The organism is Streptomyces sp. bgisy027 (genome assembly GCF_057710365.1).
In genome coordinates, this window is record NZ_JBYIVZ010000080.1 from 1 (window position 1) to 23,293 (window position 23,293).

Sequence of the window (23,293 nt, forward strand, 5' to 3'; positions counted from 1 at the left end):
CCGGTCGCGAACCGCTCGCGCAGTTCCACCTTGCGCACCTTCCCCGACACCGTCATCGGGAAGGCGTCGAGGATGCTCAGCCGGCTCGGGATCTTGTAGTGCGCGAGCTGCCCCTCGCAGAAGGCCCGCAGTTCCTCCAGGGTCAGCGGGTCGGCGGCGTCGCGCGGGATGACGCACGCCAGGACCTCCTCGCCGTACCGCTCGTGCGGCACCCCGACCACCTGCACGTCCGCGATCCCGGGATGGGCGTAAAGGAACTCCTCGATCTCGCGCGGGTAGATGTTCTCGCCGCCCCGGATGATCATGTCCTTGATGCGGCCGACGATCTCGACATAGCCGTCCTCCCGCATCGTCGCGAGGTCACCGGTGTGCATCCAGCGCCCGGCGTCGACGGCCTCGGCGGTCTTCTCGGGCTCGTCCCAGTAGCCGAGCATCACGCTGTAGCCGCGGGTGCACAGTTCGCCCGCCGTGCCGCGCGGCCGGGTCACGCCGGTCGCCGGGTCGACGACCTTCACCTCGATGTGCGGCAGGACCCGGCCGACCGTGCCGGTGCGGTGCTCCAGGTCGTCGTCCATGCGGGTCTGGAGCGAGACCGGGGACGTCTCGGTCATGCCGTAGCAGATGGAGACCTCCGCCATGTGCATCTCGGCGACCACCCGCTTCATCACCTCCACCGGGCAGGGCGAGCCCGCCATGATGCCGGTGCGCAGCGTGGAGAGGTCGTAGGAGGCGAAGTCGGGGAGGTTGAGCTCCGCGATGAACATGGTCGGGACGCCGTACAGCGAGGTGCAGCGCTCCTGCTGGACCGCCTCCAGCGTGGCCCCCGGGTCGAAGGAGGGCGCCGGGATGACCATGCAGGCGCCGTGGGAGGTGGCGGCGAGATTGCCCATCACCATGCCGAAGCAGTGGTAGAAGGGCACCGGGATGCACACCCGGTCCTGCTCGCTGTAGGCGATCAGCTCCCCCACGAAGTAGCCGTTGTTGAGGATGTTGTGGTGGGAGAGGGTGGCCCCCTTGGGAAAGCCCGTCGTACCCGAGGTGTACTGGATGTTGATGGGGTCGTCGCAGGACAGCTCCTCGAACGCGGCGGGCGTCGCGCGCGCGAGCAGCGCCTGCCAGCTCGGGTCCCCGATGTACACGGTCTCGCGTAGCCGCGGGCACTTGCCGCGCACCTGCTCGACCATCGCCCGGTAGTCGCTCGACTTGTGACTCAGGGAGGCGAACAGCACGGAGACACCGGCCTGGTTCAGGACGTACTCGACCTCGTGGGTGCGGTAGGCCGGGTTGATGTTCACCATGATCGCGCCGATGCGGGCGGTGGCGTACTGGACCAGGACCCACTCGGGGCAGTTGACCGCCCAGATGCCCACCCGGTCGCCCTTGGCGATCCCGCTCGCGAGCAGTGCGTACGCCAGCTCGTCCACGTCGGCGGAGAACTCGGCGTAGGTCCAGCGCCGCCCGGACGGCACGTCGACCAGCGCCTCCCGGTCCGGCCAGGCCGCGACGGCCCGGTCGAGGTTCGCCCCGATGGTGTCGCCCAGCAGGACGGTGTCGCCGGTCCCGTGGGTGTACGACAGCTCTGCGCTCACCGGAAGTCCTCCTCGCGGTACTCGGCGTCCGAGCCGGCGGCCGTGGCCTCGCGCAGCTCGATGCGGCGGATCTTGCCGGAGACGGTCTTGGGCAGCGGCGCGAACTCCAGGCGGCGCACCCGCTTGTACGGCGCGAGGACCTCCCGGGAGTGCTCGAAGAGCACCTTGGCGGTGTCGGGCCCCGGCTCCCAGCCCTGAGCGAGGACCACGTACGCCTTGGGCACCGCGAGCCGCAGCTCGTCCGGCGCCGGCACGACGGCCGCCTCGGCCACCGCCTCGTGCTCCAGCAGCGCGCTCTCCAGCTCGAAGGGGGAGATCTTGTAGTCGGACGCCTTGAAGACGTCGTCGGCCCGGCCGACGTAGGTGATGTAGCCGTCGGCGTCCCGGGAGCCGATGTCGCCGGTGCGGTAGTAGCCGCCGGCCATCGCCTCCGCCGTACGGTCGGGGTCGCCGTGGTAGCCGGTCATCACGCCGACGGGCCGCTCGGACAGGTCGAGGGCGATCTCGCCCTCGTCGGCGCCGGGTGCGCCGGAGACCGGGTCGAGCAGTTCGACGCGGAAGCCGGGGCTGGGGCGGCCCATGGAGCCGGTCTTCAGGGGCTGGCCGGGGCTGTTGGAGACCTGGACGGCGGTCTCGGTCTGCCCGAAGCCGTCCCGGATGGTCACCCCCCAGGCCCGCCGGACCTGCTCGATGACCTCGGGGTTCAGGGGCTCGCCCGCGGCCACGACCTCGCGGGGCGGGGTGCGCAGCGCGCTCAGGTCGGCCTGGATGAGCATGCGCCAGACCGTCGGCGGGGCGCAGAAGGTGGTGACGCCCGCCCGGTCCATCTCGGCCATCAGCCGGGCCGCGTCGAAGCGGGCGTAGTTGTGGATGAAGACGGTCGCCTCCGCGTTCCACGGCGCGAACAGGTTGGACCAGGCGTGCTTGGCCCAGCCGGGCGAGGAGATGTTCAGATGCACGTCGCCGGGCTTGAGGCCGATCCAGTACATGGTGGCCAGATGCCCGATGGGGTACGAGGTGTGGGTGTGCTCGACCAGCTTGGGACGGGCGGTCGTGCCGGAGGTGAAGTAGAGCATCAGCGGGTCGTCGGCACCGGTGGGCCCGTCGGGGGTGAACTCGGCCGGCGCGGTGTAGGCGTCCTCGTAACGCTGCCATCCCCCGCGGGCCCCGCCGACGGCGATCCGTGTGTAGCGGCCAGGCACCTCGTCGAACTTGCCGGTGTCCTCGGACCGCACCAGCACGTGCCGGACGTGTCCCCGCTCCACCCGGTCGCGCAGGTCGGCCGGGCCGAGCAACGGGGTGGCCGGGATGACGACGGCGCCCAGCTTCATGGCGGCGAGGGCGGTCTCCCACAGCTCGGCCTGGTTGCCGAGCATGACGAGGACCCGGTCCTCGGGCCGGACGCCGCGGGCCCGCAGCCAGTTCGCGACGCGGGCCGAGCGCTCGGCCATCTCGGCGAAGGACAGCCGGACCTCGGTGCCGTCCTCCTCGACGATGTGCAGGGCGATGCGGTCGTTCCCGTCCGCGATCACGTCGAACCAGTCCAGCGCCCAGTTGAATCGCCCGGGCCGGGGCCAGGAGAAGCCCTCGTAGGCGGCGGCGTAGTCCTCGCGGTGTGCCAGCAGGAAGTCCCGCGCGCTGCGGAACAGCTCCGTCCCCGTCGTCATCTGTCCTCCTAGTTACCGGACCTTGCCGGGCGGCTCTCTGCCATCGTGTAATCCGTGACGTGGGTCTCACTACCCCCGAACGGGGGTGTGCGCCCGGGAAGCAGCGGTGAAAGGGCGAGTACGTGGCAGTGAACGCGGTCGCAACGGTGGAGATAGGGCGTGCGCTGGTGCGCCTGCGCCGCTCGACCGGGCTGCCGGTCGCCTTCGGCGGACTGGTGGAGCCGGGGCACCCGCGGGTGCGCATCAGCGAACTGAACGGCACGTCCACCGACTCACTGCGCAGGCTCGCGGTGACCTCCGGCAACGGCCTGGGCGGCAAGGCCGTGGCGCTGGCCCGCCCGTGCGCCGTCACGGACTACTCCTCCTCTCGGCAGATCACCCATGAGTACGACGCGGCGGTCGCCATGGAGGGGCTGTGCTCGGTGGTGGCGGTCCCGGTCGTCGTACGGCGCCGGGTGCGCGGCGTCCTGTACGGCGCCCTGCGCACGCCGCAGCCGCTGGGCGACCGCACGCTGACGGCGGCCGTGGACGCGGCGCGGGACGTCGAGCAGGCGCTGGTGGTGCGCGAGGAGGCGAGCGGGCTGCTGGAGGCGGCCCGGGCACAACCGGCGCCGCCCGACCGCAGCGCGGTGTGGGAGCAGGTCCGTGAGGCGCACGCGGCGCTGCGGGCGCTCGCCTCGCGCATCGGCGACCCGGCCCTGCGCGCGGAACTGCTGGACGCCTGCGGCCTGCTGACGGAGCCGCCCGCGGCGAGCGGCGTACTTCTGGCCCCGCGCGAGGTGGACGTGCTGGCGTGCGTGGCCGCCGGTGCCACGAACGCGGCCATCGCCGAGCGGCTGGGGCTGCGCGCGGAGACCGTGAAGGGCTATCTGCGGTCGGCCATGCGAAGGCTGGGTGCCCACACACGGGGGGAGGCGGTGGCGGCGGCGCGCAGGGCGGGGCTGCTGCCGTAGCGGCAGTGGTCCGGACCATTGCCGCCGTGGTCCGGACCACGGCGACAACCCCTCATTCATTCACCCGCGCCTTGAATTGCCCCATGCCCCACGGTTGTTATTTGGCTCACCTTGCCGGCGGTCCGAAATTCAAAGACCTATTGCCTAATATTGGCCCGGACACGACACACGGAGGGGAGCGGTGACCGTGCGACGGGACTTCAAGGAGCCTGCCAGATGCCGCCCCGACCAGGTCATCGGCAGGGAGGAGCTGTTCACGGCGGCACGTGAGCAGCTCGCCCGGGGCGGCAGCGTGCTGCTTCACGGCCCTGCCGGAATTGGGAAGTCGACGGTCCTGCGGGCATTGGCCGGCGAATGCGGCGCGACGGCGCGCACCGTGTTGCGCTGCTCGCCCACGGAGTCCGAATCCCACCTGCCCTTCCTGGCCCTGGCCGACCTCCTCGGCCTGGTCCTGGACGAGGTCTCCGACCGGCTCCCGGCCGCCCAGCTCACCGCCCTGGAAGCGGCACTCACCGGTCGCGGCGAGTCCACCCTCCAGCGCGACGGTCTCGCCCTGCGGCTGGCCGTGCTGTCCGCGCTGCGCGCCCTCGCCGACACCGGCCCCGTTCTCGTCGTCGCCGACGACATCCAGTGGCTGGATCCGGCCAGCGCCGAACTCCTCGGCTTCGCCGCCCGCCGGCTCGGCGACACCCCGGTGCGGATGCTGTTCGCGGTGCGGACCGACGACGAGGAGTACGACCGCCAGCTACGCGCGTCTCCGCCGGACACCCTCGCCGTACGGCTCGGCCCGCTGTCCCGCGCCCAGATGTCCACCCTGCTGGAGAACCGCGGCTACACCGGTCTGCCCCGCTCCACCGTCCGGGACATCCACCGCACCAGCGGGGGCAACGCCCTGTTCGCCCTCGAACTGGGCCGCGCCCTCGCCGAGAACGCCACCCCGCCCCGCCCCGGCGAGCCGCTGCCGGTGCCCACCTCGCTGCGCGCCCTGGTGCTGAACCGGCTGGAGATGCTGTCGGACCAGGCCCGCCGCACGCTCCTCGTCGCGAGCGCGGGCGCCCGCCCGACCCTCGCCCTGCTGCACGCGGCCGGCCGGGACGACGCCGAGGCCGAGACCGCGCAGGCCGCCGAACTCGGGCTGCTGGCGACCGAACCCGAGGGTCCCGCCGTCCGGTTCGCGCACCCGATGATCTCCGCCGCGCTGTACGCGGAGGCGCCCGCGCAGGAACGCCGGGCCGCGCACGCGGCGCTGTCCACGGCCGCCTCCGACCCGATCGAACGCGCCCGGCACCTGGCCCTCGCGACCACCGGCACCGACCCGGAGGTCGCCGCCCGCCTGGCCGAGGCCGCCGCACTGGCCCGGGACCGGGGCGCGCCGTCGGTGGCCGCGCAGCTCTCCCTGCTCGCCGCCCGGCACACCCCGGCGGACGGCGCACCGAGCCCGGACGCCCTGCGGCTCGCCGCCACCGAGGACGCGATCACCGCGGGCGAGCTGGACCTCGCCCGGGACATCGCGCGCGAGGTGCTCGCGCGCACGGCCGTGCCGGCGGAGCGGGTGCGGGCCTGGATCGCGGTGATCGAGACGGCCGGCCACGCGATGACGGAGGTCGACTCGATCTTCCCGCAGGCGCTGGCCGACGCGGGCGAGGACCCGAACCTGCTGGCTCTGGTCCACTACCAACTGACCTGGCGCGCCCTGCTCGTGGAGGGCGACTTCGACGAGGCCCGCGAGGAGGCCGGGTACGCGGCCGAGCTGGCCGCGCGGGCCGGCGACCGCTACACCGAGCTCCTGGCGCTCGCCCTCAAGGCACAGATCGAGACCCTGATGGGCCACCCGGACGCCCCCGCGACCATCCGGCGCGCCCTGGAGGAGCCCCAGGACCCGAGGGTGGCCTGCCATCACAACGGTGCCGGCTACTCCCGCTTCCGCTGGCTGATCATGAGCGACCAGCTTCCGGAGGCCCGCGCGGCGGTCACCGCGCTGCTGCGGGAGGTGCGCCGGCACGGCTGGGTCGAGAGCGAGGTGCACTTCCTGCGCGGGGTCGCGGAGACCGAGCTGCACTCCGGCCACTGCGGACGCGCCCTGGACCTGGCCCGCGAGAGCCTGCGGCTCGCCCGTGACACCGGGATCGGCGAGGTCGCCTCCGCCGTGCTGACCTCGCTCGCCGAGGCGGCGGGCGGCGAGGTGGAGCGGGCGCTGACGCTGGCGCGGGAGGCGATGGAGCACGCCGAGGAGGACGGCGACCAGATGTACGTCTCCCGGGCCCTGGCCGCCCTCGGTCACGCCCAGCTGGTGGCCGGGGACACCGAGGCTGCGGTGCGTTCGCTGCGCCGGGTGCGCGAGGTGGAGCAGGGGCTCGGCATCACCGATCCGGCCCGCGGCCGCTGGCACGGCGACCTCGCCGAAGCCCTGGTGCGAAGCGGCGAGATCGCGGAGGCGCAGGACGTCATCGACGTCACCCGCGAGCAGGCGCTGCGGCTGGACCGCGAGAGTGTGCTGGCCGTGCTGGACCGGGCTCAGGCACTGGTGCGCGCCGCACGCGGCGACCGGGACGCCGCGGTGGCCCAGCTGACGTCGGCCCAGGACCGGCTCGGCAAGCTGGGTTACGGCCTGGAGGAGGCGCGGGCGGCCTTCGCGCTGGCCCAACTGCGGTCCGGTGCCCCGGGTCCGACGGCGTACGACGAACCGGCCCGGCTGTTCCGCCGCTGCCGGGCGCTGCCGTGGCTGCGGCGGGTCGAGGCGGCGGCCGCCATGGGCACCGTGCAGCCGGCTCCCGCTCCCGCCGTCGCACCCGACGGCCTCGACGGTCTGGACGGGCTCGCCTCGATGGAGCGTCAGGTCGCCGCGCTGGTCATGGAGGGCGCGACGAACCGGGAGATCGCCGCGCGCCTGTTCATCAGCGTCAAGACCGTCGAGGCGACCCTGACCCGGGTCTACCGCAAGCTCGGGATCCGGTCGCGGGTCGACATCGTCCGACTCGCGGCCGGACGCCGCACGACGTGAATTTCACCCCTCCAGGTCGGTCCGCGCAGGTTTAGCGGTACACGACCGAGGGTTTTCCCTGCCCAACTCCCTTAGGGGCTTCCCTCATTGGGAAGGGGAACGTCCGGGACCTACCTTGTGGATGTGCCGCTCGCCCGGGCACACGGGGGCCGGTCCCGCGTCCCTCGTGCAACCCCCCACACCCGTGCGACCCCCCACCGGCAATCCCCCTTGAGGAGTCTCGTGTTCGGGCTCACCCGTGCCAGAAGGACGGCCGCCGTGGCGGCCACCGTCGCCGCCGCCGCGGCGGCCCTGCTCAGTACCCCCACCGCTGAGGCCGCCGACTCGCGCATCGTGGGCGGTTCGACCACCACGACGAGCGCGTACCCGTTCATGATGCAGATCACCGACGCCTCGCAGAACCAGTTCTGCGGCGGCACCCTGGTCTCGGCCACCAAGGTCGTCACCGCCGCCCACTGCATGGTCGGCGAGACCGGCTCCAGTGTCCGGGTGGTCGGCGGCCGCACCTACCTCAACGGCACGAACGGCACGGTCCGCCGGGTCAGCGACATCTGGATCCACCCGGACTACCAGGACGTCACCCAGGGCAACGACGTGGCCGTGCTGACCCTGTCCACGTCGATGCCGTACACCCCGGCCTCGTACGTCGACTCCTCGGACACCGGCGTGTACGCCGCGGGCACCACGGCCCGCATCCTCGGCTGGGGCACCACCTCCTCGGGCGGCAGTTCCTCCAACCAGCTGCGCACGGCGACCGTGCCGACGGTCTCCGACTCCAGTTGCGCCGCCTCCTACGGTTCGGACTTCATCGCGTCCGACATGGTTTGCGCCGGATACACCTCCGGCGGCGTCGACACCTGCCAGGGCGACAGCGGCGGTCCCCTGCTCATCGGGGGCGTCCTGGCAGGGATCACTTCCTGGGGCGAGGGTTGCGCCCAGGCCGGTCACCCGGGTGTCTACACCCGGCTGACCACGTTCTCGGACGAGGTGGCCGAGCAGGTCGGACCCTGACCGGGAACGTCGTCCAGAAGGTCTCCTGAGCACACCTCAGGTGAGAGACCGGGGGGCGTTGCGGGCCTCCACGAGCGGCCCGCAACGCCCCCTGTCCATGTCCGCCCGACCCGGTGTTGAATGGCCGGGTTCGTACGGAGGTGATGGTCATGGTGTCCACCGACCGGCTGCTGGCGTTCGCGGCGATGTCGCTGCTGGTGGTCCTGATCCCGGGACCCGGTGTGCTGTTCGTGATCGGCCGGGCGCTGGCCCATGGCCGCCGCACCGCGGTGGCGACGGCCATCGGCAACGTCTTCGGCTCGTACGCGCTGGTGATCGCGGTCGCGGTGGGCATCGGTTCACTGGTGGAGCGCTCCGCCGCGATCTACCTCGCGGTCAAACTGGCGGGCGCGGCCTACCTGGTGTTCCTGGGCGTCCAGGCGTTCCTCCGCCGCAAGGAGCTGCGGGTGTCGGCGGCCGGACCCGCCTCGGCGCGTCCGGCCCGCGGTGATCTGCGCACGGTCCTCGACGGCGCCCTGGTCGGCATCACCAATCCCAAGGGCGTGGTGTTCTTCGCCGCCGTACTCCCCCAGTTCGTGGACCAGTCCGCGGGCCGGGTCCCCTTGCAGATGCTGGTGCTGGGCCTGATCCCGATCATGATCGGCCTGGTCACGGACACCGCGTGGGGCCTGACCGCGTCCGCGACGCGCACCTGGTTCGCCCGCTCGGACCGGCGGCTGTCGCTGATCGGCGGCGCCGGCGGATGCACCATGATCGGGCTCGGCGTGACGGTTGCGGTGACGGGCCGCGCGGACTGAGAACCGCCGCGGCTACGGCAGGACGGTCCCGAACCGGATGTCGTACGACTCCTGCGGGTGCATGACCTGCAGCATGCGCGCCGCCTCCTCGGTCACCTCCCCGCGCTGCGCCTTGGTCAGGTCGTCGAACGGCTCGATGACGAGGGCGTCGTCGAGGATGCGCCACACGCCGGCGAGGAAGCCGTCGACGAGGAACGGGCAGTAGACGGTGTTCACCTGCCAGGTGCGGCCACGGTTCGCGGGCGGCACGACCCGGGTGCGGTCGGCGTGGGAGAGCAGCAGGTTGTCGAACTCCGGCAGGAAGCGGGGCGGCGCGGGGGTGTCCTCGTCGGGGAGGGGGGCGTCGGGGAGGTCGAAGAGTTCGACGCCGTTCTCGTCCCGGAGGACGAGCAGCTCGGGGCGCAGCCGCTCGAAGGCGGGGCGCATCCGGGTCAGGCCGGACCAGGTCTGCATGTCCTTCACGGACGCCGGCCCGAAGGCGGCCAGATAGCGCAGGACCGTGGCGTCGGCCGAGGCGGCCGGCTCGGCGGGGCGCCCCAGCCAGTGCTCGACGGTGGTGAGGGAGACCTGCGCGCCGCGGCCCCACAGCCCTCGCGGGGTGACCTGGACCAGGGGCAGCTTGCAGCGGGCGGCGACGGCCAGGGACTGCGGGTCGGCGTCCGGCCACTCGGCGCCGAGTGCCTCGCGCAGCTGCTTCATGGTGCGCGGCTCCGCCTCGACGAGTTCACGGGAGAGCGCCGCGAGCCGGTCGAGGTCGACGCCGGCGAGGCCCTTGCGGAAGTAGTTGATCTCGCGGTCCCGCGCGGGCTGCACCAGCGGGCGCAGGGTGAGGCTGTCCTCGGCGCCGTGCAGGTGGATCGTGGAGCGCATGGTGACCATCCGCACGGCCGAGCGGTCGGCGAGCCGCCCGGACAGGTCCTCGGGCGTGAAGCCGTCGAGACGGGCCGCGAGCGCGTAGTAGGGCGGCTTGACCTCCTGCGCCTGGAGACCGACCAGATGCTCCACGGCCGCCATGGCTGACATCGGCGAGCGGCGCAGCAGGAGCTGCCGGTCGAGGGTCGCGCGGTTGAGGGCGCGGGTGCTGAGGACGGCCTCTGCCGTGGTCCGCTTCGTCATACCGGTCACGCTAGCGAGACTTGCGGACACCCTCTGTCCTCAACTCTCGTGCGGTCCTGCGTCGGCTCGCCCCGCCCATGCCATTCGCCCCGTATATCCTGCTCGGTGATCACGCACGCGCACCCGTCGCCCTGATCGGGAGGGAGCCGCAATGTCCGAGCGACGCCCCCGCCCCGCCTCGAAGAACCCCATGAAGTCCGTGTGGCGCCGCGGCTTCACCCCGCCGCCGGCGGAGCCCCCCGCGCCGGTGCCCGCGCCGTCCTCCGGCGCTCCGGAGCAGTCCGAGGTGGTCAGCGTCGTGCAGGCGGCGCTGTACCGGGACGGCGTGCGGGTGTCCTCCCCCGCCACGCTCGCCGAGACCTACCGCGAGCTGCGCGACCGGCCGGCCGGCATGGCGTGGATCGGCCTGGCCCGGCCCACGGACGCCGAGCTGCTGTCCCTGGCCGCCGAGTTCGACCTGCATCCGCTGGCCGTCGAGGACGCGATGGAGGCACATCAGCGGCCCAAGCTGGAGCGCTACGGCGACACGCTCTTCGTGGTGCTGCGCGCCGCCCGCTATCTCGACGCGCCCGAGGAGGTCGACTTCGGCGAGCTCCACGTCTTCGTCGGCCCCGACTTCGTGATCACGGTCCGTCATGGCGCGGCCCCCGATCTGTCGGCGGTGCGCCGACGCATGGAGGAGACGCCCGAGCTGCTCAAACTCGGCCCGGAGGCGGTGCTCTACGCCATCCTGGACGCGGTCGTCGACGGCTACGAGCCGGTCGTGGCGGGCGTCCAGATCGACATCGACGAGATCGAGACCGAGGTCTTCCGCGGCGACCCCGAGGTCTCCCGCCGCATCTACGAACTCTCGCGCGAGATGGTCGAGTTCCAGCGCGCCACCCGCCCGCTCGTCGGCATGCTGCACGGACTGATGGCGGGCTTCTCCAAGTACGGCACCGACGAGGAGCTCCAGCGCTATCTGCGTGACGTGGCCGACCACGTCACGCACACCAGCGAACGCGTCGACGGCTTCCGCCAGGCCCTCACCGAGATCCTCACGGTCAACGCGACCCTGGTCACGCAGCAGCAGAACGCGGAGATGCGGGCGCTCGCGGAGGCGGGATTCGAGCAGAACGAGGAGATCAAGAGGATCTCGTCCTGGGCGGCCATCCTCTTCGCCCCGACGCTGGTCGGCACCATCTACGGCATGAACTTCGACCACATGCCGGAGCTGCACTGGGTGTTCGGCTACCCCTTCGCGATCGCCCTGATGGCCGTCGTGTGCACCGGTCTGTACGTCATCTTCAAGCGCAAGGACTGGCTCTGAGCGCACCGTCAGACGGCGGGGAGGGCCCAGGTGGCGAGGGGTTCGGTGCTGGGTTCGGCGGATCCTTTGTCCGGTTCGACGGTGAGGGCGAGGGAGGCGGCGGTGCCTGGCGGGGGAAGGGACACGGCCTGAAGGGCGGTTCTGGCGGGGAGGAGCCCGGCGGAGCGGACATGGTTCCCGGGGGCGATGTACCACAACTGGTAGGTCCTGTCCGGGGGCAGCGGGGCCAGGTCCTCGCAGAAGTAGGCCGCCTGGTCCAGGTGGCGTGACACCGCGACGGTGCCGGAGCCGCCGTAGGACACGTCCTGCTTGACGAACGTGGTGTCGGGGGCCGCCAGGAGCCGGGCGAAGTCGGCGGTCCGGCTGTCGGCCGCCTGGCGTGCCTCCCGTGCCTCCTGGTGCTGCCAGGCCGCCAGACCGCCGAACGCCGCGGCCGCGGCCAGACAGGCGGCCAGCGCGAGATTGAGCAGCCGCGGTGTGAACCGTCGGCCGCGGCGCGCCCCCGGCCGACCGGGGAGCGTCGCGGGGAGCTGCGGGGTCCGGGCCACCTCGGCGAGGACACGGTCCTTCAGTTCCGGCGCGGGGGTGCGGGCCGCCGCGAGACCGAGCCAGGTGGCGGCCTGCTGATGGCGTGCGACCTCGTGCGCGCAGTCGGGGCAGCCGGCGGCGTGCCGCAGGAACTCCTCGCGCTCCTCCCGGGTGAGGGCGTCCACCGCGAACGCACCCGCGAGGTCGTGTGCGTCGGCGGTGATCACGGGGGCGCTCCCAGGCAGTGCCGCAGGTGGGTCAGTGCCCTGCGCAGCCGGCTCTTGACGGTGCCGAGCGGCAGGGACAGCGCCGCGGCGATCTCGGTCTGGGTCAGGCCCTGGTAGTAGGCAAGCACCACCGGTTGCCGCAGCTCGGCGGAGAGCTCCTTCAGGCAGGAGCGCACCTGTTCGCGTTCCCCGAGCGACTCCACCGTCTCCACGACGTCGTCGTGGGCGAGGACCGCTTCCTGCTGGGAGACGGCCCGCTCGCGTTCCGCGGACCGTTGCAGGGTGCGGACGCTGTCCACGGCGCGATGGTGGGCGATGGTCATCATCCAGGTCATGGCATGCCCGTTCTCGGGCCGGTAGCGGGGGGCGCTCTGCCAGACCTCGAGCATGACTTCCTGGGCCACCTCCTCGGCACGGCCCTGGTCCTGGAGGACCCGGCACGCCATGCCGTAGATCGGGCCGGCGGCCACGTCGTAGAGGCGGCTGAAGGCGTCCTGACTGCCCGCGGCGACGGACACCAGCAGACGATCCGTCTCGGCTGCACCGATGTGCCGGGCCTCGGAGGCCTGCCGCTTCGCCACACCCTCTCCCGCCTGTGTGTGCCTCGACGCGCCGTGCCGGGAGTCATGCGCCCTCCCCCACAGTGTCCGAGGCCCGGCCGTCGCCCGCATCCCGGAGTGGGGCGGACTCCGCCGTCCAGGAGCCCGGTGCCGGCCGGCTCGGGCGGACGGTCCTGATGCCATCGGTCCAGGCCGGGTCCGGGCGTCCCGGGTGGCTCACCCGGGGCCCGGACACGAGGACCGGTGGTGCGGGGACGGCGGCCGGGTCACCGGGGCGCAGCACGTCCTCGCCGTAGAGGGCCTCGACCCAGTTGGCCTGGTAGACGGTCTCCAGGTAGCGCTCGCCCAGGTCGGGGGCGATGGCCACCGCGGTGAGTCCGGCCGAGTCGTGGGCGGCCAGCCAGCGCATCGCGCCGCTGACGACGGTGCCGGTGGAACCGCCGAAGAGGAATCCCCGGCGGGCCAGGTGATGGCAGGCGCGGATGGTGTCCGCCTCCTCGACGTGCACGGCATCGTCGACGAAGGACTCGTCGAGCAGTGGCGGGCTGACGCTCATGCCCAGGCCGGGGAGCATACGGCGGCCCGGGGCACCGCCGAAGGTCACGGAGCCGACGCTGTCGACGGCGACGATGCGGACCCGCCGGTGCCAGTGCCGGAAGTAGCGGGCGCAGCCCATCAGTGTGCCGGTGGTGCCGGCGCCGACGAACAGCACATCCAGCTTCGGGAACGAGCGGGCGATGGCGGGCCCGGTCCTGCGGTAGTGCGCCCGCCAGTTCTCCGGGTTGGTGTACTGGCTCAGCCACACGTACCGGTCGTCGAGGGCGCACAGTGCGCGAACGTAGTCGATCCGTGCGCGCAGGAAGCCGCCGTCGGCGCTCGGCTCGGTGATCACGTGCACCTGGGCGCCCAGGGCCTTCATCACCAGCCTGGTCGACAGGTTGCAGCGGGAGTCCGTCACGCACCGGAACCGGTAGCCCTTGCTCGCCGCGATCATGCTGAGTGCCACGCCCATGTTCCCCGACGAGGACTCCAGCAGCACCGACCGCGGGGTGAGGACCCCGGCCCGTTCGGCGGCCTCCACCATCTCGGTCGCGGGCTTCAGCTTGATCGAGCCGGCGAAGTTGAAGCCCTCGCACTTCAGGTAGAGCCCGCGCCCGAGTACCGGCCGGAGGTCGACGTAGAGATCCTCCTCGTTGAAGGTGTAGGGGGCGGATATGACTGACACGATGGCCTCCGCGGATCGAAAGGGGCCGCGCGGGACGGTTGTTCATCCGTACCGGCGCAGCTCATGGAAGAAGCCGTCGACGACGTGCAGCTCCCCGGAGCCTGCCACCTCGTCGTAGACGTATTTGCCGACCGCCAGATCGAGCACTCCGAGGCCGAAGGGCGAGAACACCACGGTCCGGTCCGCCGACGGCGTCACGCGTGCGGCCATCACGTCGGCCAGCGTGCCCGTCAGGAAGTCGCGGTTGCCGGTGAGCCGTTCGGCCAGGTGGACGGAGGTCTCCGCCCGCAGACAGTGCTCGACGTCGTCGACGATGTTGTCCGAGTCGAGCACGATCTCCGGAGCGAGGTCGCGCAGCGACACATGCAGTACGAGCGGACGGTGTGCGAACCACGACGGCTCGCCGATGTGCGGCCGGGCGGCGACCGTGGCGAAGACGACCAGGTCGCTGCGGCGGATCAGCTCCTCGGCGCTGTCGTGCACGGCGATCCAGCCGGTGGCGCCGGACTGCTCCAGGTAGCAGCGGAAGCCTGCCGCGCTGTCGGCGGACACGTCGTGTATGCCGATGGCGTCGAACGACCAACCGGTACCGGCCAGGAAGGTGTGGATGTAGCGGGCGATCAGGCCTGTCCCCACGAAGCCGACGCGGGTCGGGCGCCGTCGGTCGCGGCTGAGCACGTCCGCCGCCAGTGCCGCCGACGCCGCCGTCCTCGTGGCGCTGATGATCGAGGCCTCCATGCAGGCGAAGGGGTAGCCGGTGCGGCGGTCGTTGAGGATGAGCACCGCCGAGGCCCTCGGGATGCCGGCCGCCACGTTCTGCGGACAGCTGGAGATCCACTTCAGGCCGTCCACCCCTGCCTCCCCGCCGATCGAGGCGGGCAGGGCGATGATCCGGGACGACGGGCGGTCGGGGAAACGCAGGAAGTGGGACGGAGGGTTCACCGAATCGCCGGCACTGTGCAGCCGGTAGGTGTCCTCGACCACCTCGACGATCTGCTTCTCGCGCCCCCGCAGCGCCTGCTGGACCTGGCCGCCGGACACGACCGCGAACGGTGGCACGGTGACCGGCCCGGAGCCGGCGGGCTCCCAGGTGGGGGAAGGAGTGGTGGTCATCGGGCGATCACCTCCGCGGTCGGTGAGCAGTCGGCCAGGCGCACCGCTTCCGTCATCGCGACGAGCACTTCGCGCGGCCCCTCGTACGGCTCCCTGCTGTGGGCGGTGCGGACGTTGTCGACGAGCATCAGGTCGCCGTCCTGCCACGGCTCGCGCACGGTGTGGGACCGGTAGACCTCGTTGAGGAGCTGAACGGTGTCCTCACCGATCGGTGCGCCGTCCCCGTAGCGGGTGTTGAACGGCAGCCCGTCGGCGCCGTAGACGTCCACCAGGTACTCACGGATCTCCGGGGCCAGCGTCCACTCGTTGAGGAACGCGATCTGGTTGAACCAGCAGCGCCGGCCCGAGACCGGGTGGCGCACCACGGCGCTGCGCCGCTGCCGGGTCCGCAGTCCGCCGTCGGGCTGCCACTCGAACTCGATCGCGGCCGCGCGGCAGTAGCTCTCGATGACGCCGCGGTCGTCGCTGCCGAAGGCATCGGCCAAGGACGCCCCGATCTCCTCGTGGTAGCTGCGGGTGAGCAGCCAGCCCTCTCTCAGGAACCGTTCGACGAGGTCGGCGGGCAGCGCGCCCAGCACCGCCGGAGCGTCGGCCAGCGCGGTCGCCCCGCCGACGGCGGGCGCGGTGAGGCAGGCGAACAGCATGAGGCCGGGGAACTCCAGGGCGTAACTGAGCTCGTGGTGCATGCACATCGGCTGGTGCGGCGGCCACTTCGACGAGGAGTAGATGCCGTCGGAGTGGGCCTGCCGGGGCGCGAAGGCCTCCTTCTCGGTCATCGGACCGGAGGCCAGCCGCCGGACGACGGCCGCGGTGTCGGCTCGGTCGCCCAGCCCGAGACCGCGGACCAGGAGCGAGCCGTGCTCGGCGACCAGGGCGCGCACCGCGTCCCGGTGTTCGGCGGCCCAACTCGCCGCGTCGCCGGTGGAGTCGGCACGGAGGACCGGCGGTCTGCCGGGCTCCAGTTCGACGCCGGGCATCGGCAGGGGCAGCGAGGACGGCATCTCGGTCTCCTTCCGGTCGCGGTTCAGGGGGAGGTCGGTGGTGCCGGGCCGACGGTGGCCGCGGATGCCGGGGGTACGGCGGCTCGGGACCCGTCGTCGACGCAACGGGCCAGGTCGGCCAGGACGGGGTGGCGATCGATGTCCTTGATGTCCACCGCACGGTCCAGGGCGATCGCGAGCCGCACCGCCGCGAGTGATGTGCCGCCGCGGTCGAAGAAGTCGTCGTGCCGGCGGATCGTGTCCCGCGGTACGTCGAGCACCTGGGCCCACAGGCCCGCCAGCCGCAGCTCGGTCGGTGTTCGGGGGGTGTCGCTGCCCTTCTCGGCCGTGCCGTCGGATCCGGCGTCCGGGTCCATGGCGCCGAGCCGTGCGGCGAGCGCGGTCAGGGCTTTCCGGTCGACTTTGCCGTTCGCGGTCACCGGCAGGCTCCGCTGCCGGTGGAACTCCGAGGGGACCATGTACTCGGGCAGCGACCGGCCGAGCCGTTCCCGCACCACGCCGTCCTCCAGCGGGCCCTCGGCGCGGTAGAAGGCCACCAGACGTCCGCCCTGCCCGGCCGCCCCGTCGACGGCGACCACCGCTCCGTCGCGGACCCCGGGTACCCGTAGCACGGCGCTCTCGACCTCCCCGATCTCGATCCGGAATCCGCGGATCTTGACCTGGTTGTCCTGGCGGCCGAGGAACTCCAGCCTGCCTCCGGGCGCCCAGCGGCCGTAGTCGCCGCCCCGGTAGAGCCGTAGGCCGGCGTGGTGCGGATCCGCCATGAAGGACTGCCGGGTGCGCTCGGGGTCGTTGACATAGCCGCGGCCGACGCAGACGCCGGCGAAGACGATCGCGCCGGGGGCGCCGAGCGGCACCGGTGACAGGTGCTCGTCCACGACGTAGACGTGCACGTTGCCGATGGGTGGGCCGAGCGGGACCCGTTCGCCGTCCGGCACCCGGTCCATCACCTCGTGATTGGTGTCGTCCGATGTCTCGGTCAGGCCGTAGGCGTTGACCAGCCCGATACCGGGCGCGACCGCGAACCAGCGCTGTACGAGCTCCTTCTTCAGCGCCTCGCCGGTGACCGACACGCACCGCAGATCCGGCGGCAGTGCGCGCGGCCGGCGCTCCAGGTAGGACACGACGGCGTCGAGGTACGACGGCACCACCTGGAGCACGTCGGCCCCGCCGCGGGTGATCGTCTCGACGAACCGGGGGACGTCCAGGATCGCGTCCTGCTCGACGATCAGGGTCCGCCCGCCGGCCAGGAGCGCGGCAACCAGTTGCCAGAGCGAGATGTCGAAGCACTGGGGCGCGGTCTGGGCGACGGTCCGCCCCTCGCCGATCCCCAGGTCGTCGATCTTGGCGGAGATGTGGTTGAGCATGCCCGCGTGCTCGCACATGGCGCCCTTGGGCTCGCCGGTGGAGCCGGACGTGAAGTAGATGTAGGCGAGTTGGTCCGGTGTGACGCCGACGCCGGGGTCGGTGTCCGGGTGGCCCTCCGCGCAGGCCGCGTCGACGTGCAGCGACCGGACCCCGGGCAGCGCGTCGAGGGCCCGGTCGAGGGTCGTGGTGCTGCCCGGCTCGGTCAGCACGAGCCGGCACCCGGCGCGCGCGAGCATGGTCGTGATGCGCTCGGCCGGGAAGTGCGGCTCCACGGGCAGGTACGCCCCTCCGCTCTTGAAGACCGCGAGGACGGCGGCCGCCCAGTCCAGGTTCCGCTCCATGACCACCGCGACGACGCCTTCCCTGCGCAGGCCCCGGGCCAGCAGGGCCCGCGCCAACCGGTTGGCCCGCGCGTTGAGTTCCCGGTACGTCCACCGCCGCTCGCCGCATACGGCGGCCATGGCGTCCGGGTGTGCCCTGACGCGTTCTTCGAACAGCTCGTGGACGCGGCGGTCGGGCAGCTCCCGGCGGGGTCCTGCGAGCCCTTCGAGCTGGAAGCGGCGCTCCTCGGCGGAGAGCAGGCTCTGCCGGCCGTGCGCGGCATCCGGATCGGCGGCGAGCAGCGTGAGCGCGGTGAGGTGGTAGCCCGCGATCCGCGCCGCGCCCGCCCGGTCGAGCGCGTCGGTCCGGTACCGCAGGCGCAGCGTGCGCCGGTCGCCGCCGCGCGGGATCGCCACCCGCAGCACGGCGTTCCCGGCGAGTTCGCCTCCCGCGCCGTGCGGATCGAACACGGCCTCGCCCGACGGTCCGGGCAGGCCCAGCTCATGCCGGAGTCCGTCCACGGGGAAGTCCTTGTGCCGCAGCAGCTCCGATTCGGCCCGGTGGGTGTGGAGCACCAGCGTCCGCCACGAGCCGGGGGCGACGGTCAGACGGCAGGGCAGCGGCCGCCCGGCCGGTACGGCGACGTAGCCGGTCGTGACCTCGTTCTCGCCGGACAGGGCGGCGAGCACCTTCGCGTGGGCGGCCAGCATCAGCGAGCGCAGAGGTACCGCCAGCTCGTTTGCGAGGCGGCCCAGCGCGGCCGTCAGTTCCCCGGTGAGCGTCGCCTCGTGCTCGGCGACGCGGTTCGCCGGGTCCGCCGGGTCCGCCGTCCACCGGGGGATCGTGGTGACGCCACCTGCGCTGAGCACGCCCCGCCAGAACTCCCGGCCGGCCGTCGCGGACGTCGTCATGACTGCCATGGCGGCGACCTCCTCTCGTCCTCGCCGTGCGAACGGATCGGTCTTGCCGGATTCCCGGCCCACCACGCGTTCTGCGGGACCACCTCCCCCTTCATCAGGAAGGAGTCGGGGCCGAGCACCGCGCCGTCGCCCACCGTCACGCCGTAGTGGACGAAGGCGCCGACCCCGAGGGTGCATCCGGAGCCGATCGTGATCCGGTCGGACTTGAAGGCGCCGTCCTCCTGCGAGTGGCACTGCACGACGCTCCCCGAGTTGAGCGTGCAGCCGTCCCCGATGGCGGCCATGGCACGTTCCGTCAGATGGCAGCCGTCGTCGAAGACCATGCGGCCGAGCCGCACACCCAGCGCCCGCCAGATCATGTTCTTGAACGGGGTGCCGTTGAAGATCCTCAGGTAGGTCTCCGACGGCACCTTCCAGTAGCGCTCGTGCTCCCAGAAGTCCGGGGTGTAGATCGAGCAGAACAGCGGCCTGAGCGGACGGAGCGCGGTGACGGCGCGTTCGACCAGCACGAAGTACGCGGTGGTCAGGAGCAGGACGAGGAGGTCGGCCAGCACCAGCCCCGTCACGCCGAGCGGTCCGTACAGCTCCGCGGCCGCTGTGACGAGCAGGGCGAGAGCGAAGACGTAGATCCAGCGCGACAGCAGGTACCAGGCCATGGTGGCGACGTTGTGCCTGGTCTTGGCGGCCAGACCGCGCCGGAGCTCCTCAGGGCACTTGAACCGGTCGAAGCTGCTGTCCCGCAGGACCGAGCGGGGTATCTCGAAGCTGGGCGAACCCAGCAGCCCCACGCCCTCGCGGATCTCGCCGTCGACCGGCACCATCACCTTGGTCGCGAGGAGGCAGTTGTCGCCGGTCCTGCCCCGCGTGGGGTACGCGATCCGGTTCCCGAGGAAGTTGCGCGGCCCGATCGACACCCGGGACACGCGGAACGCGGTGCTGGAGAAGTCGGCGTTCATGACCGACAGGCCGTCCGCGATCATCGTCCCGCGCCCGACGGAGCTCAGGTACGGCGTCTCGTGCTTCATCTCCGTGCCGAAGTTCGACCCGGTCTGCTCGACGCGGGAGAGGTCGTACCCGAGGCCCTTCAGGTAGTGGACGATGGCGGAGCTGTCACCGAACAGGCGCTTGAGGAACTTCCAGTTGGTCAGGAGCGCGATCGTCCGGTGCACCTCGAAGTGGAAGCCGTACAGCCGGTAGGTCCGGCCCGGTCTGATGGTCAGGCCGAGCAGCCGGGGAATCACGGTCAGGACGAGGAGACCGGCGGGCACGGCGCCGAAGACGAGGACGAAGGAGATCACCAGCGCCTCGATGTAGAACGTCCCCTCGCCGAGGACCGCGGGTCCGGGGTCCAGGGCCGTGCTGAGCTGCGGGACCTCGACGAGCATCGCGACCAGTCCGCCGACCGCCAGCGGTGCGTACACGGCCAGCGCGAGCAGCAGTTGTACGCCGCTGTGGGCGGCTCTGCGCACCGCACCGCAGCGGGCCGACCCCACGGCCCGGTAGTCGACGTCGGTCGGCTGTGCCGGGGACCCGTGCCAGTGCCCGCCGTCGGGCACCGCCTGCCCGCGGTGCAGCGAGGAGGCGTGCCCGAGCTGGGCCCCGTCACCCATCGAGGTGTCGATGTCGAGCACTGTGGCCTCGCTGACCAGCACGTTCCTGCCGAGAGTGACCCTGCCCGGCTGGATCACTCCGGCGTGGGCCCGGTAGCAGGAGAAGAACGAGTCCTTGCGGACGACCGTGCCGTCACCGATGGTGAGCAGGTCGGTGCACACGGGAACCTGCCGTGAGAGGACCACCGCGCCCCTCCCGACCTTCGCGCCCAGTGCCCTGAGGTAGAGCAGGTAGAGCGGCGAACCGCTGAACAGCACCAGGGGGTCCGACCGGACCAGCGTCTTCACGATCCAGAAGCGGACGTACGCAAGGCTCCAGATGGGTATCTGCCGAGGCTTCCACCGCCCGACGAGCGTCCATTTCGCCAGGACGGGAAGCGCGCACAGGCCCACGAAGGCCACACCGCCGAACACGACCGAGCGCGAGTAGGTGTCGAGCACGCCCGATCCGGCGGAGATCCACTCGTAGCCCACGGCGGTGCCGAAGGCGATGACGTAGAAGTACCCGAGGAAGGCCAGGAGCTGGAGGGCGCCGCACAGGACGTACCGCCGTGTACTCGCCGGGGGACGAGCCGGAGCCGGCTCCACCGCCGGGGTCACGGCCGCCGGCTGCGCCGGCGCAACGGGCGGATCGTCCGTGAGGGCGGTCGCGAGACTCCGAATCGTCGGGTACCGGTAGACATCCTTCATCGACACCGACGGCAGATCGCCACGCTTCCTGACTCGCGCGCAGAAGTGCGCCATCACCAGCGAGTCGGCGCCCAGGTCGTCGAAGAAGTGACTGTCGACGGGCACGTGCTCGGTCCGCACCACCGAGGCCAGCACAGTGGCGAGGGTTCTCTCGACCGCGGCGGGTTCTCCGCTCCCGTCCAGGAGGGCCGTGGATTCCTCCCGGGCGGAGGAAAACGTCTCCACCGGCTTGTCCACCATGTCAGCTCCTGGGAGGGTGCCGAGAAAATGCCGGCCGGCACCGGCCCGCCCGCGTCGCACACCCGTCCCGGACTGCCACCGGGTGCGAACGACGCGGACCGCGGCCGGAACCACCCATGCCCTTGATTCGGCACCGGGACGCCGACGGATCACCCCACCCGGAAACTTCGCGCGAGAATCGACGGCGGAACGCGACCCGAGTCGGAGAGGCACCGCATGGACACGGCTGACGAGGCGGTTGAGGTACGGCGGTTCTGGCAGCGGCTCGGGCTGCCGGGGCTCGTCGACGTGCACACCCACTTCATGCCGGAGCGCGTGCTGCACAAGGTCTGGGGCTACTTCGACTCGCTCGGCCCGCTGACCGGCGGGGTCGCGTGGCCGATCACCTACCGCGCGGAGGAGGCCGAACGGGTCGCCGTGATCCGGGGCCTGGGCGTGCGGGCGTTCACGTCGATGCTCTACCCGCACAAGGCGGACATGGCCGAGTGGCTCAACGGCTGGGCCGTCGACTTCGCCCGCCGCACCCCGGACTGCCTGCACACCTCGACCTTCTTCCCGGAGCCGGGAGCCGAGTCGTACGTCCGCGAGGCGATCGAGGCGGGCACCCGGGTCTTCAAGGCGCATGTGCAGGTGGGCGCGTACGACCCGGCCGACGAGGCCCTCGACGCCACCTGGGGACTGCTGGCCGAGGCCGCCACACCCGTCGTGATCCACTGCGGCTCGGGCCCCATGCCCGGCAAGTACACCGGGCCCGAGCCGATAGGCCGCGTGCTCGCCCGGCATCCCCGGCTGCGGCTGATCGTCGCGCACATGGGACTGCCCGAGTACGAGGACTTCCTCGACCTCGCCGAGCGGTACGACGAGGTGCGGCTCGACACGACCATGGCGTTCACCGACTTCAGCGAGCGCATGGCGCCGTTCCCGCGCCGGGCGCTGCCCCGCCTGGCCGGCCTCGGCGACCGGATCCTGCTCGGCAGCGACTTCCCCAACATCCCCTATCCGTACGCCCATCAGCTGGCGGCCCTGGAGCGTCTGGAGCTCGGGGACGAGTGGCTGCGCGGTGTGTGCCACGACAACGGGGCCCGCCTGTTCGGGCTGTGACAGGGCCCGGCCCTGGTGGAGCAGTGACCGATCTCCTACTGCGTCTGCACGGGAGCTGCGCTAGCGTTGCTGAACGAAACCGTTTCGTTCAGCTCGCTGGACGTCACGTCACCCGCCTCGACCAGGAAGAAGACAGGCATGGTCTCCGTACTCGTGGTCAACGACCAGTCTCTCCAGCGCCTCGCCCTGCGCATGCTTCTCGGTGCCGAGCCGGATCTGCACGTCGTCGGGGAGGCGACGAGCGAGGCCGAGGCGGTCCGGCTGAGCGCCGCACTGCGCCCTGACGTCGTCCTGGTGGCCGGTCGCCCGTCCGGGCCGTCGGACACCCTGGAGACCGTCCGGCACCTCACGCGCCGGGGGCGCCTCCCCCGCCCGCCCGAACCCGCCGACTCGGAGCCGCACACCCCCCGCGTCCTGGTGCTCACCCCCGCAGGTCACGAGGAGCACGCGCACGCCGCCCTGCGCGCCGGCGCGGACGGGTTCCTCCTGGAGGACGCCGCCCCCGACGAACTCGCCTCGGCCGTCCGGGTCGTGGCCGCCGGGGACGCCGTCATCACGCCCGCACTGACGCGCGCACTCATCGACGCCGTCCGCGAACAGCGCACCGTACGCCCCCTGTCGCGCACTTCCGGGCTCGACACCCTGACCGGACGCGAACGGGACGTCCTCGTCGCCGTGGCCTCGGGCTGGTCCAACGCCGAGATCGCCGAACGACTCTCCATCGCGCCTACGACCGTGAAGACGCACGTGAGCAATATCCTCACCAAGATCGGCGCCCGCGCTCGCGTCCAGGCGGTGACGTTCGCGTACGAGTCCGGCCTCGTGCGCCCCGCCGCCTGACGCCGGGCCAACTGGCGGGCGCGCGCTACACCATCCGGTGGCTTCTCGCCGCTTGAGCGTTATTCATATCACCCCATTTCCTATTCATTCCACTGTCCGGCTCTTG

At 72.0% G+C, this 23,293-nt stretch carries 17 protein-coding genes; 7 read left to right on the forward strand and 10 right to left on the reverse strand.

Translation table 11 applies throughout. The annotated features are described in order from the left end of the window. Together AC3ETA_RS44935 and AC3ETA_RS44940 are read right to left on the reverse strand one after the other, a co-directional pair. A partial coding sequence (locus tag AC3ETA_RS44935) for an AMP-binding protein (protein ID WP_432198662.1) occupies positions 1-1,589 on the reverse strand: 1,589 nt, incomplete at its 3' end. Continuing rightward, positions 1,586-3,256 carry an AMP-binding protein gene (locus AC3ETA_RS44940; RefSeq protein ID WP_432198663.1) on the reverse strand — a complete coding sequence of 557 codons (1,671 nt, stop codon included), beginning with the start codon at positions 3,254-3,256 and terminating at the stop codon, positions 1,586-1,588. The genes AC3ETA_RS44935 and AC3ETA_RS44940, both read right to left, overlap by 4 nt. A gap of 128 nt (positions 3,257-3,384) precedes the next feature. Here AC3ETA_RS44940 and AC3ETA_RS44945 point away from each other — a divergent pair, with 128 nt between their 5' ends. From AC3ETA_RS44945 to AC3ETA_RS44960, 4 genes are all read left to right on the forward strand, one after another. After that, the gene (locus tag AC3ETA_RS44945) at positions 3,385-4,209 is read left to right on the forward strand and encodes a helix-turn-helix transcriptional regulator (protein ID WP_432198687.1); all 825 of its coding nucleotides are present in this window, start codon (positions 3,385-3,387) and stop codon (positions 4,207-4,209) included. A gap of 181 nt (positions 4,210-4,390) precedes the next feature. Next, positions 4,391-7,210, forward strand: a complete 2,820-nt coding sequence (locus tag AC3ETA_RS44950; RefSeq protein ID WP_432198664.1) for an ATP-binding protein — start codon at positions 4,391-4,393, stop codon at positions 7,208-7,210. A 222-nt stretch (positions 7,211-7,432) separates the two neighbouring features. Then, positions 7,433-8,221, forward strand: coding sequence for a S1 family peptidase (locus AC3ETA_RS44955; RefSeq protein ID WP_432198665.1), 789 nt, complete (start codon positions 7,433-7,435; stop codon positions 8,219-8,221). A gap of 149 nt (positions 8,222-8,370) precedes the next feature. Then, a complete protein-coding gene (locus AC3ETA_RS44960; RefSeq protein ID WP_432198666.1) occupies positions 8,371-9,018 on the forward strand; it encodes a LysE family translocator in 648 nt (215 codons plus the stop codon). A gap of 12 nt (positions 9,019-9,030) precedes the next feature. Here the strand turns inward: AC3ETA_RS44960 and AC3ETA_RS44965 are convergent, their stop codons facing one another. Next, entirely contained in the window at positions 9,031-10,134 is a 1,104-nt protein-coding gene (locus AC3ETA_RS44965; RefSeq protein WP_432198667.1) for a winged helix DNA-binding domain-containing protein, read from the reverse strand. Between the two features lie 151 nt (positions 10,135-10,285). Here AC3ETA_RS44965 and AC3ETA_RS44970 point away from each other — a divergent pair, with 151 nt between their 5' ends. Then, positions 10,286-11,443 (forward strand): magnesium and cobalt transport protein CorA, encoded by a 1,158-nt coding sequence (locus AC3ETA_RS44970; RefSeq protein ID WP_432198668.1) that lies wholly within the window; start codon positions 10,286-10,288, stop codon positions 11,441-11,443. A gap of 8 nt (positions 11,444-11,451) precedes the next feature. Here the strand turns inward: AC3ETA_RS44970 and AC3ETA_RS44975 are convergent, their stop codons facing one another. From AC3ETA_RS44975 to AC3ETA_RS45005, 7 genes are read right to left on the reverse strand one after another with little or no spacing between them, the layout of a single operon-like run. Next, positions 11,452-12,198, reverse strand: a complete 747-nt coding sequence (locus AC3ETA_RS44975; protein WP_432198669.1) for an anti-sigma factor — start codon at positions 12,196-12,198, stop codon at positions 11,452-11,454. Then, on the reverse strand, positions 12,195-12,779 hold the full coding sequence (locus tag AC3ETA_RS44980) for a sigma-70 family RNA polymerase sigma factor (protein WP_432198670.1): 585 nt from the start codon (positions 12,777-12,779) through the stop codon (positions 12,195-12,197). Before AC3ETA_RS44980 ends, AC3ETA_RS44975 begins: the two co-directional genes overlap by 4 nt. Before the next feature lie 43 nt (positions 12,780-12,822). Then, positions 12,823-13,983, reverse strand: a complete 1,161-nt coding sequence (gene sbnA, locus AC3ETA_RS44985) for a 2,3-diaminopropionate biosynthesis protein SbnA (protein ID WP_432198671.1) — start codon at positions 13,981-13,983, stop codon at positions 12,823-12,825. A gap of 42 nt (positions 13,984-14,025) precedes the next feature. Then, positions 14,026-15,096 carry a 2,3-diaminopropionate biosynthesis protein SbnB gene (gene sbnB / locus AC3ETA_RS44990; protein ID WP_432198672.1) on the reverse strand — a complete coding sequence of 357 codons (1,071 nt, stop codon included), beginning with the start codon at positions 15,094-15,096 and terminating at the stop codon, positions 14,026-14,028. Continuing rightward, on the reverse strand, positions 15,093-16,097 hold the full coding sequence (locus tag AC3ETA_RS44995) for a TauD/TfdA family dioxygenase (protein WP_432198673.1): 1,005 nt from the start codon (positions 16,095-16,097) through the stop codon (positions 15,093-15,095). The genes sbnB and AC3ETA_RS44995 overlap by 4 nt, the downstream gene beginning before the upstream one ends. Before the next feature lie 23 nt (positions 16,098-16,120). Next, positions 16,121-18,697, reverse strand: a complete 2,577-nt coding sequence (locus AC3ETA_RS45000; RefSeq protein ID WP_432198688.1) for a non-ribosomal peptide synthetase — start codon at positions 18,695-18,697, stop codon at positions 16,121-16,123. Continuing rightward, positions 18,694-21,246, reverse strand: coding sequence for a Pls/PosA family non-ribosomal peptide synthetase (locus AC3ETA_RS45005; RefSeq protein ID WP_432198674.1), 2,553 nt, complete (start codon positions 21,244-21,246; stop codon positions 18,694-18,696). Before AC3ETA_RS45005 ends, AC3ETA_RS45000 begins: the two co-directional genes overlap by 4 nt. A gap of 216 nt (positions 21,247-21,462) precedes the next feature. Between AC3ETA_RS45005 and AC3ETA_RS45010 the strand changes: the two genes are divergently transcribed. Next, positions 21,463-22,347, forward strand: a complete 885-nt coding sequence (locus AC3ETA_RS45010) for an amidohydrolase family protein (RefSeq protein ID WP_432198675.1) — start codon at positions 21,463-21,465, stop codon at positions 22,345-22,347. A 138-nt stretch (positions 22,348-22,485) separates the two neighbouring features. Beyond that, positions 22,486-23,187, forward strand: a complete 702-nt coding sequence (locus AC3ETA_RS45015; RefSeq protein ID WP_432198676.1) for a LuxR C-terminal-related transcriptional regulator — start codon at positions 22,486-22,488, stop codon at positions 23,185-23,187. The last annotated feature ends 106 nt before the right edge of the window (positions 23,188-23,293 follow it).

Excerpts from the sequence above, each read along its gene's own strand:
- AC3ETA_RS44940 (WP_432198663.1), bottom strand. The coding sequence starts at position 3,256 with ATGACGACGGGGACGGAGCTGTTCCGCAGCGCGCGGGACTTCCTGCTG.
- AC3ETA_RS44960 (WP_432198666.1), top strand. The coding sequence starts at position 8,371 with ATGGTGTCCACCGACCGGCTGCTGGCGTTCGCGGCGATGTCGCTGCTG.
- AC3ETA_RS44965 (WP_432198667.1), bottom strand. The coding sequence starts at position 10,134 with ATGACGAAGCGGACCACGGCAGAGGCCGTCCTCAGCACCCGCGCCCTC.
- AC3ETA_RS44970 (WP_432198668.1), top strand. The coding sequence starts at position 10,286 with ATGTCCGAGCGACGCCCCCGCCCCGCCTCGAAGAACCCCATGAAGTCC.
- sbnB (WP_432198672.1), bottom strand. The coding sequence starts at position 15,096 with ATGACCACCACTCCTTCCCCCACCTGGGAGCCCGCCGGCTCCGGGCCG.
- AC3ETA_RS44995 (WP_432198673.1), bottom strand. The coding sequence starts at position 16,097 with ATGCCGTCCTCGCTGCCCCTGCCGATGCCCGGCGTCGAACTGGAGCCC.
- AC3ETA_RS45000 (WP_432198688.1), bottom strand. The coding sequence starts at position 18,697 with ATGACGACGTCCGCGACGGCCGGCCGGGAGTTCTGGCGGGGCGTGCTC.
- AC3ETA_RS45005 (WP_432198674.1), bottom strand. The coding sequence starts at position 21,246 with ATGGTGGACAAGCCGGTGGAGACGTTTTCCTCCGCCCGGGAGGAATCC.
- AC3ETA_RS45010 (WP_432198675.1), top strand. The coding sequence starts at position 21,463 with ATGGACACGGCTGACGAGGCGGTTGAGGTACGGCGGTTCTGGCAGCGG.
- AC3ETA_RS45015 (WP_432198676.1), top strand. The coding sequence starts at position 22,486 with ATGGTCTCCGTACTCGTGGTCAACGACCAGTCTCTCCAGCGCCTCGCC.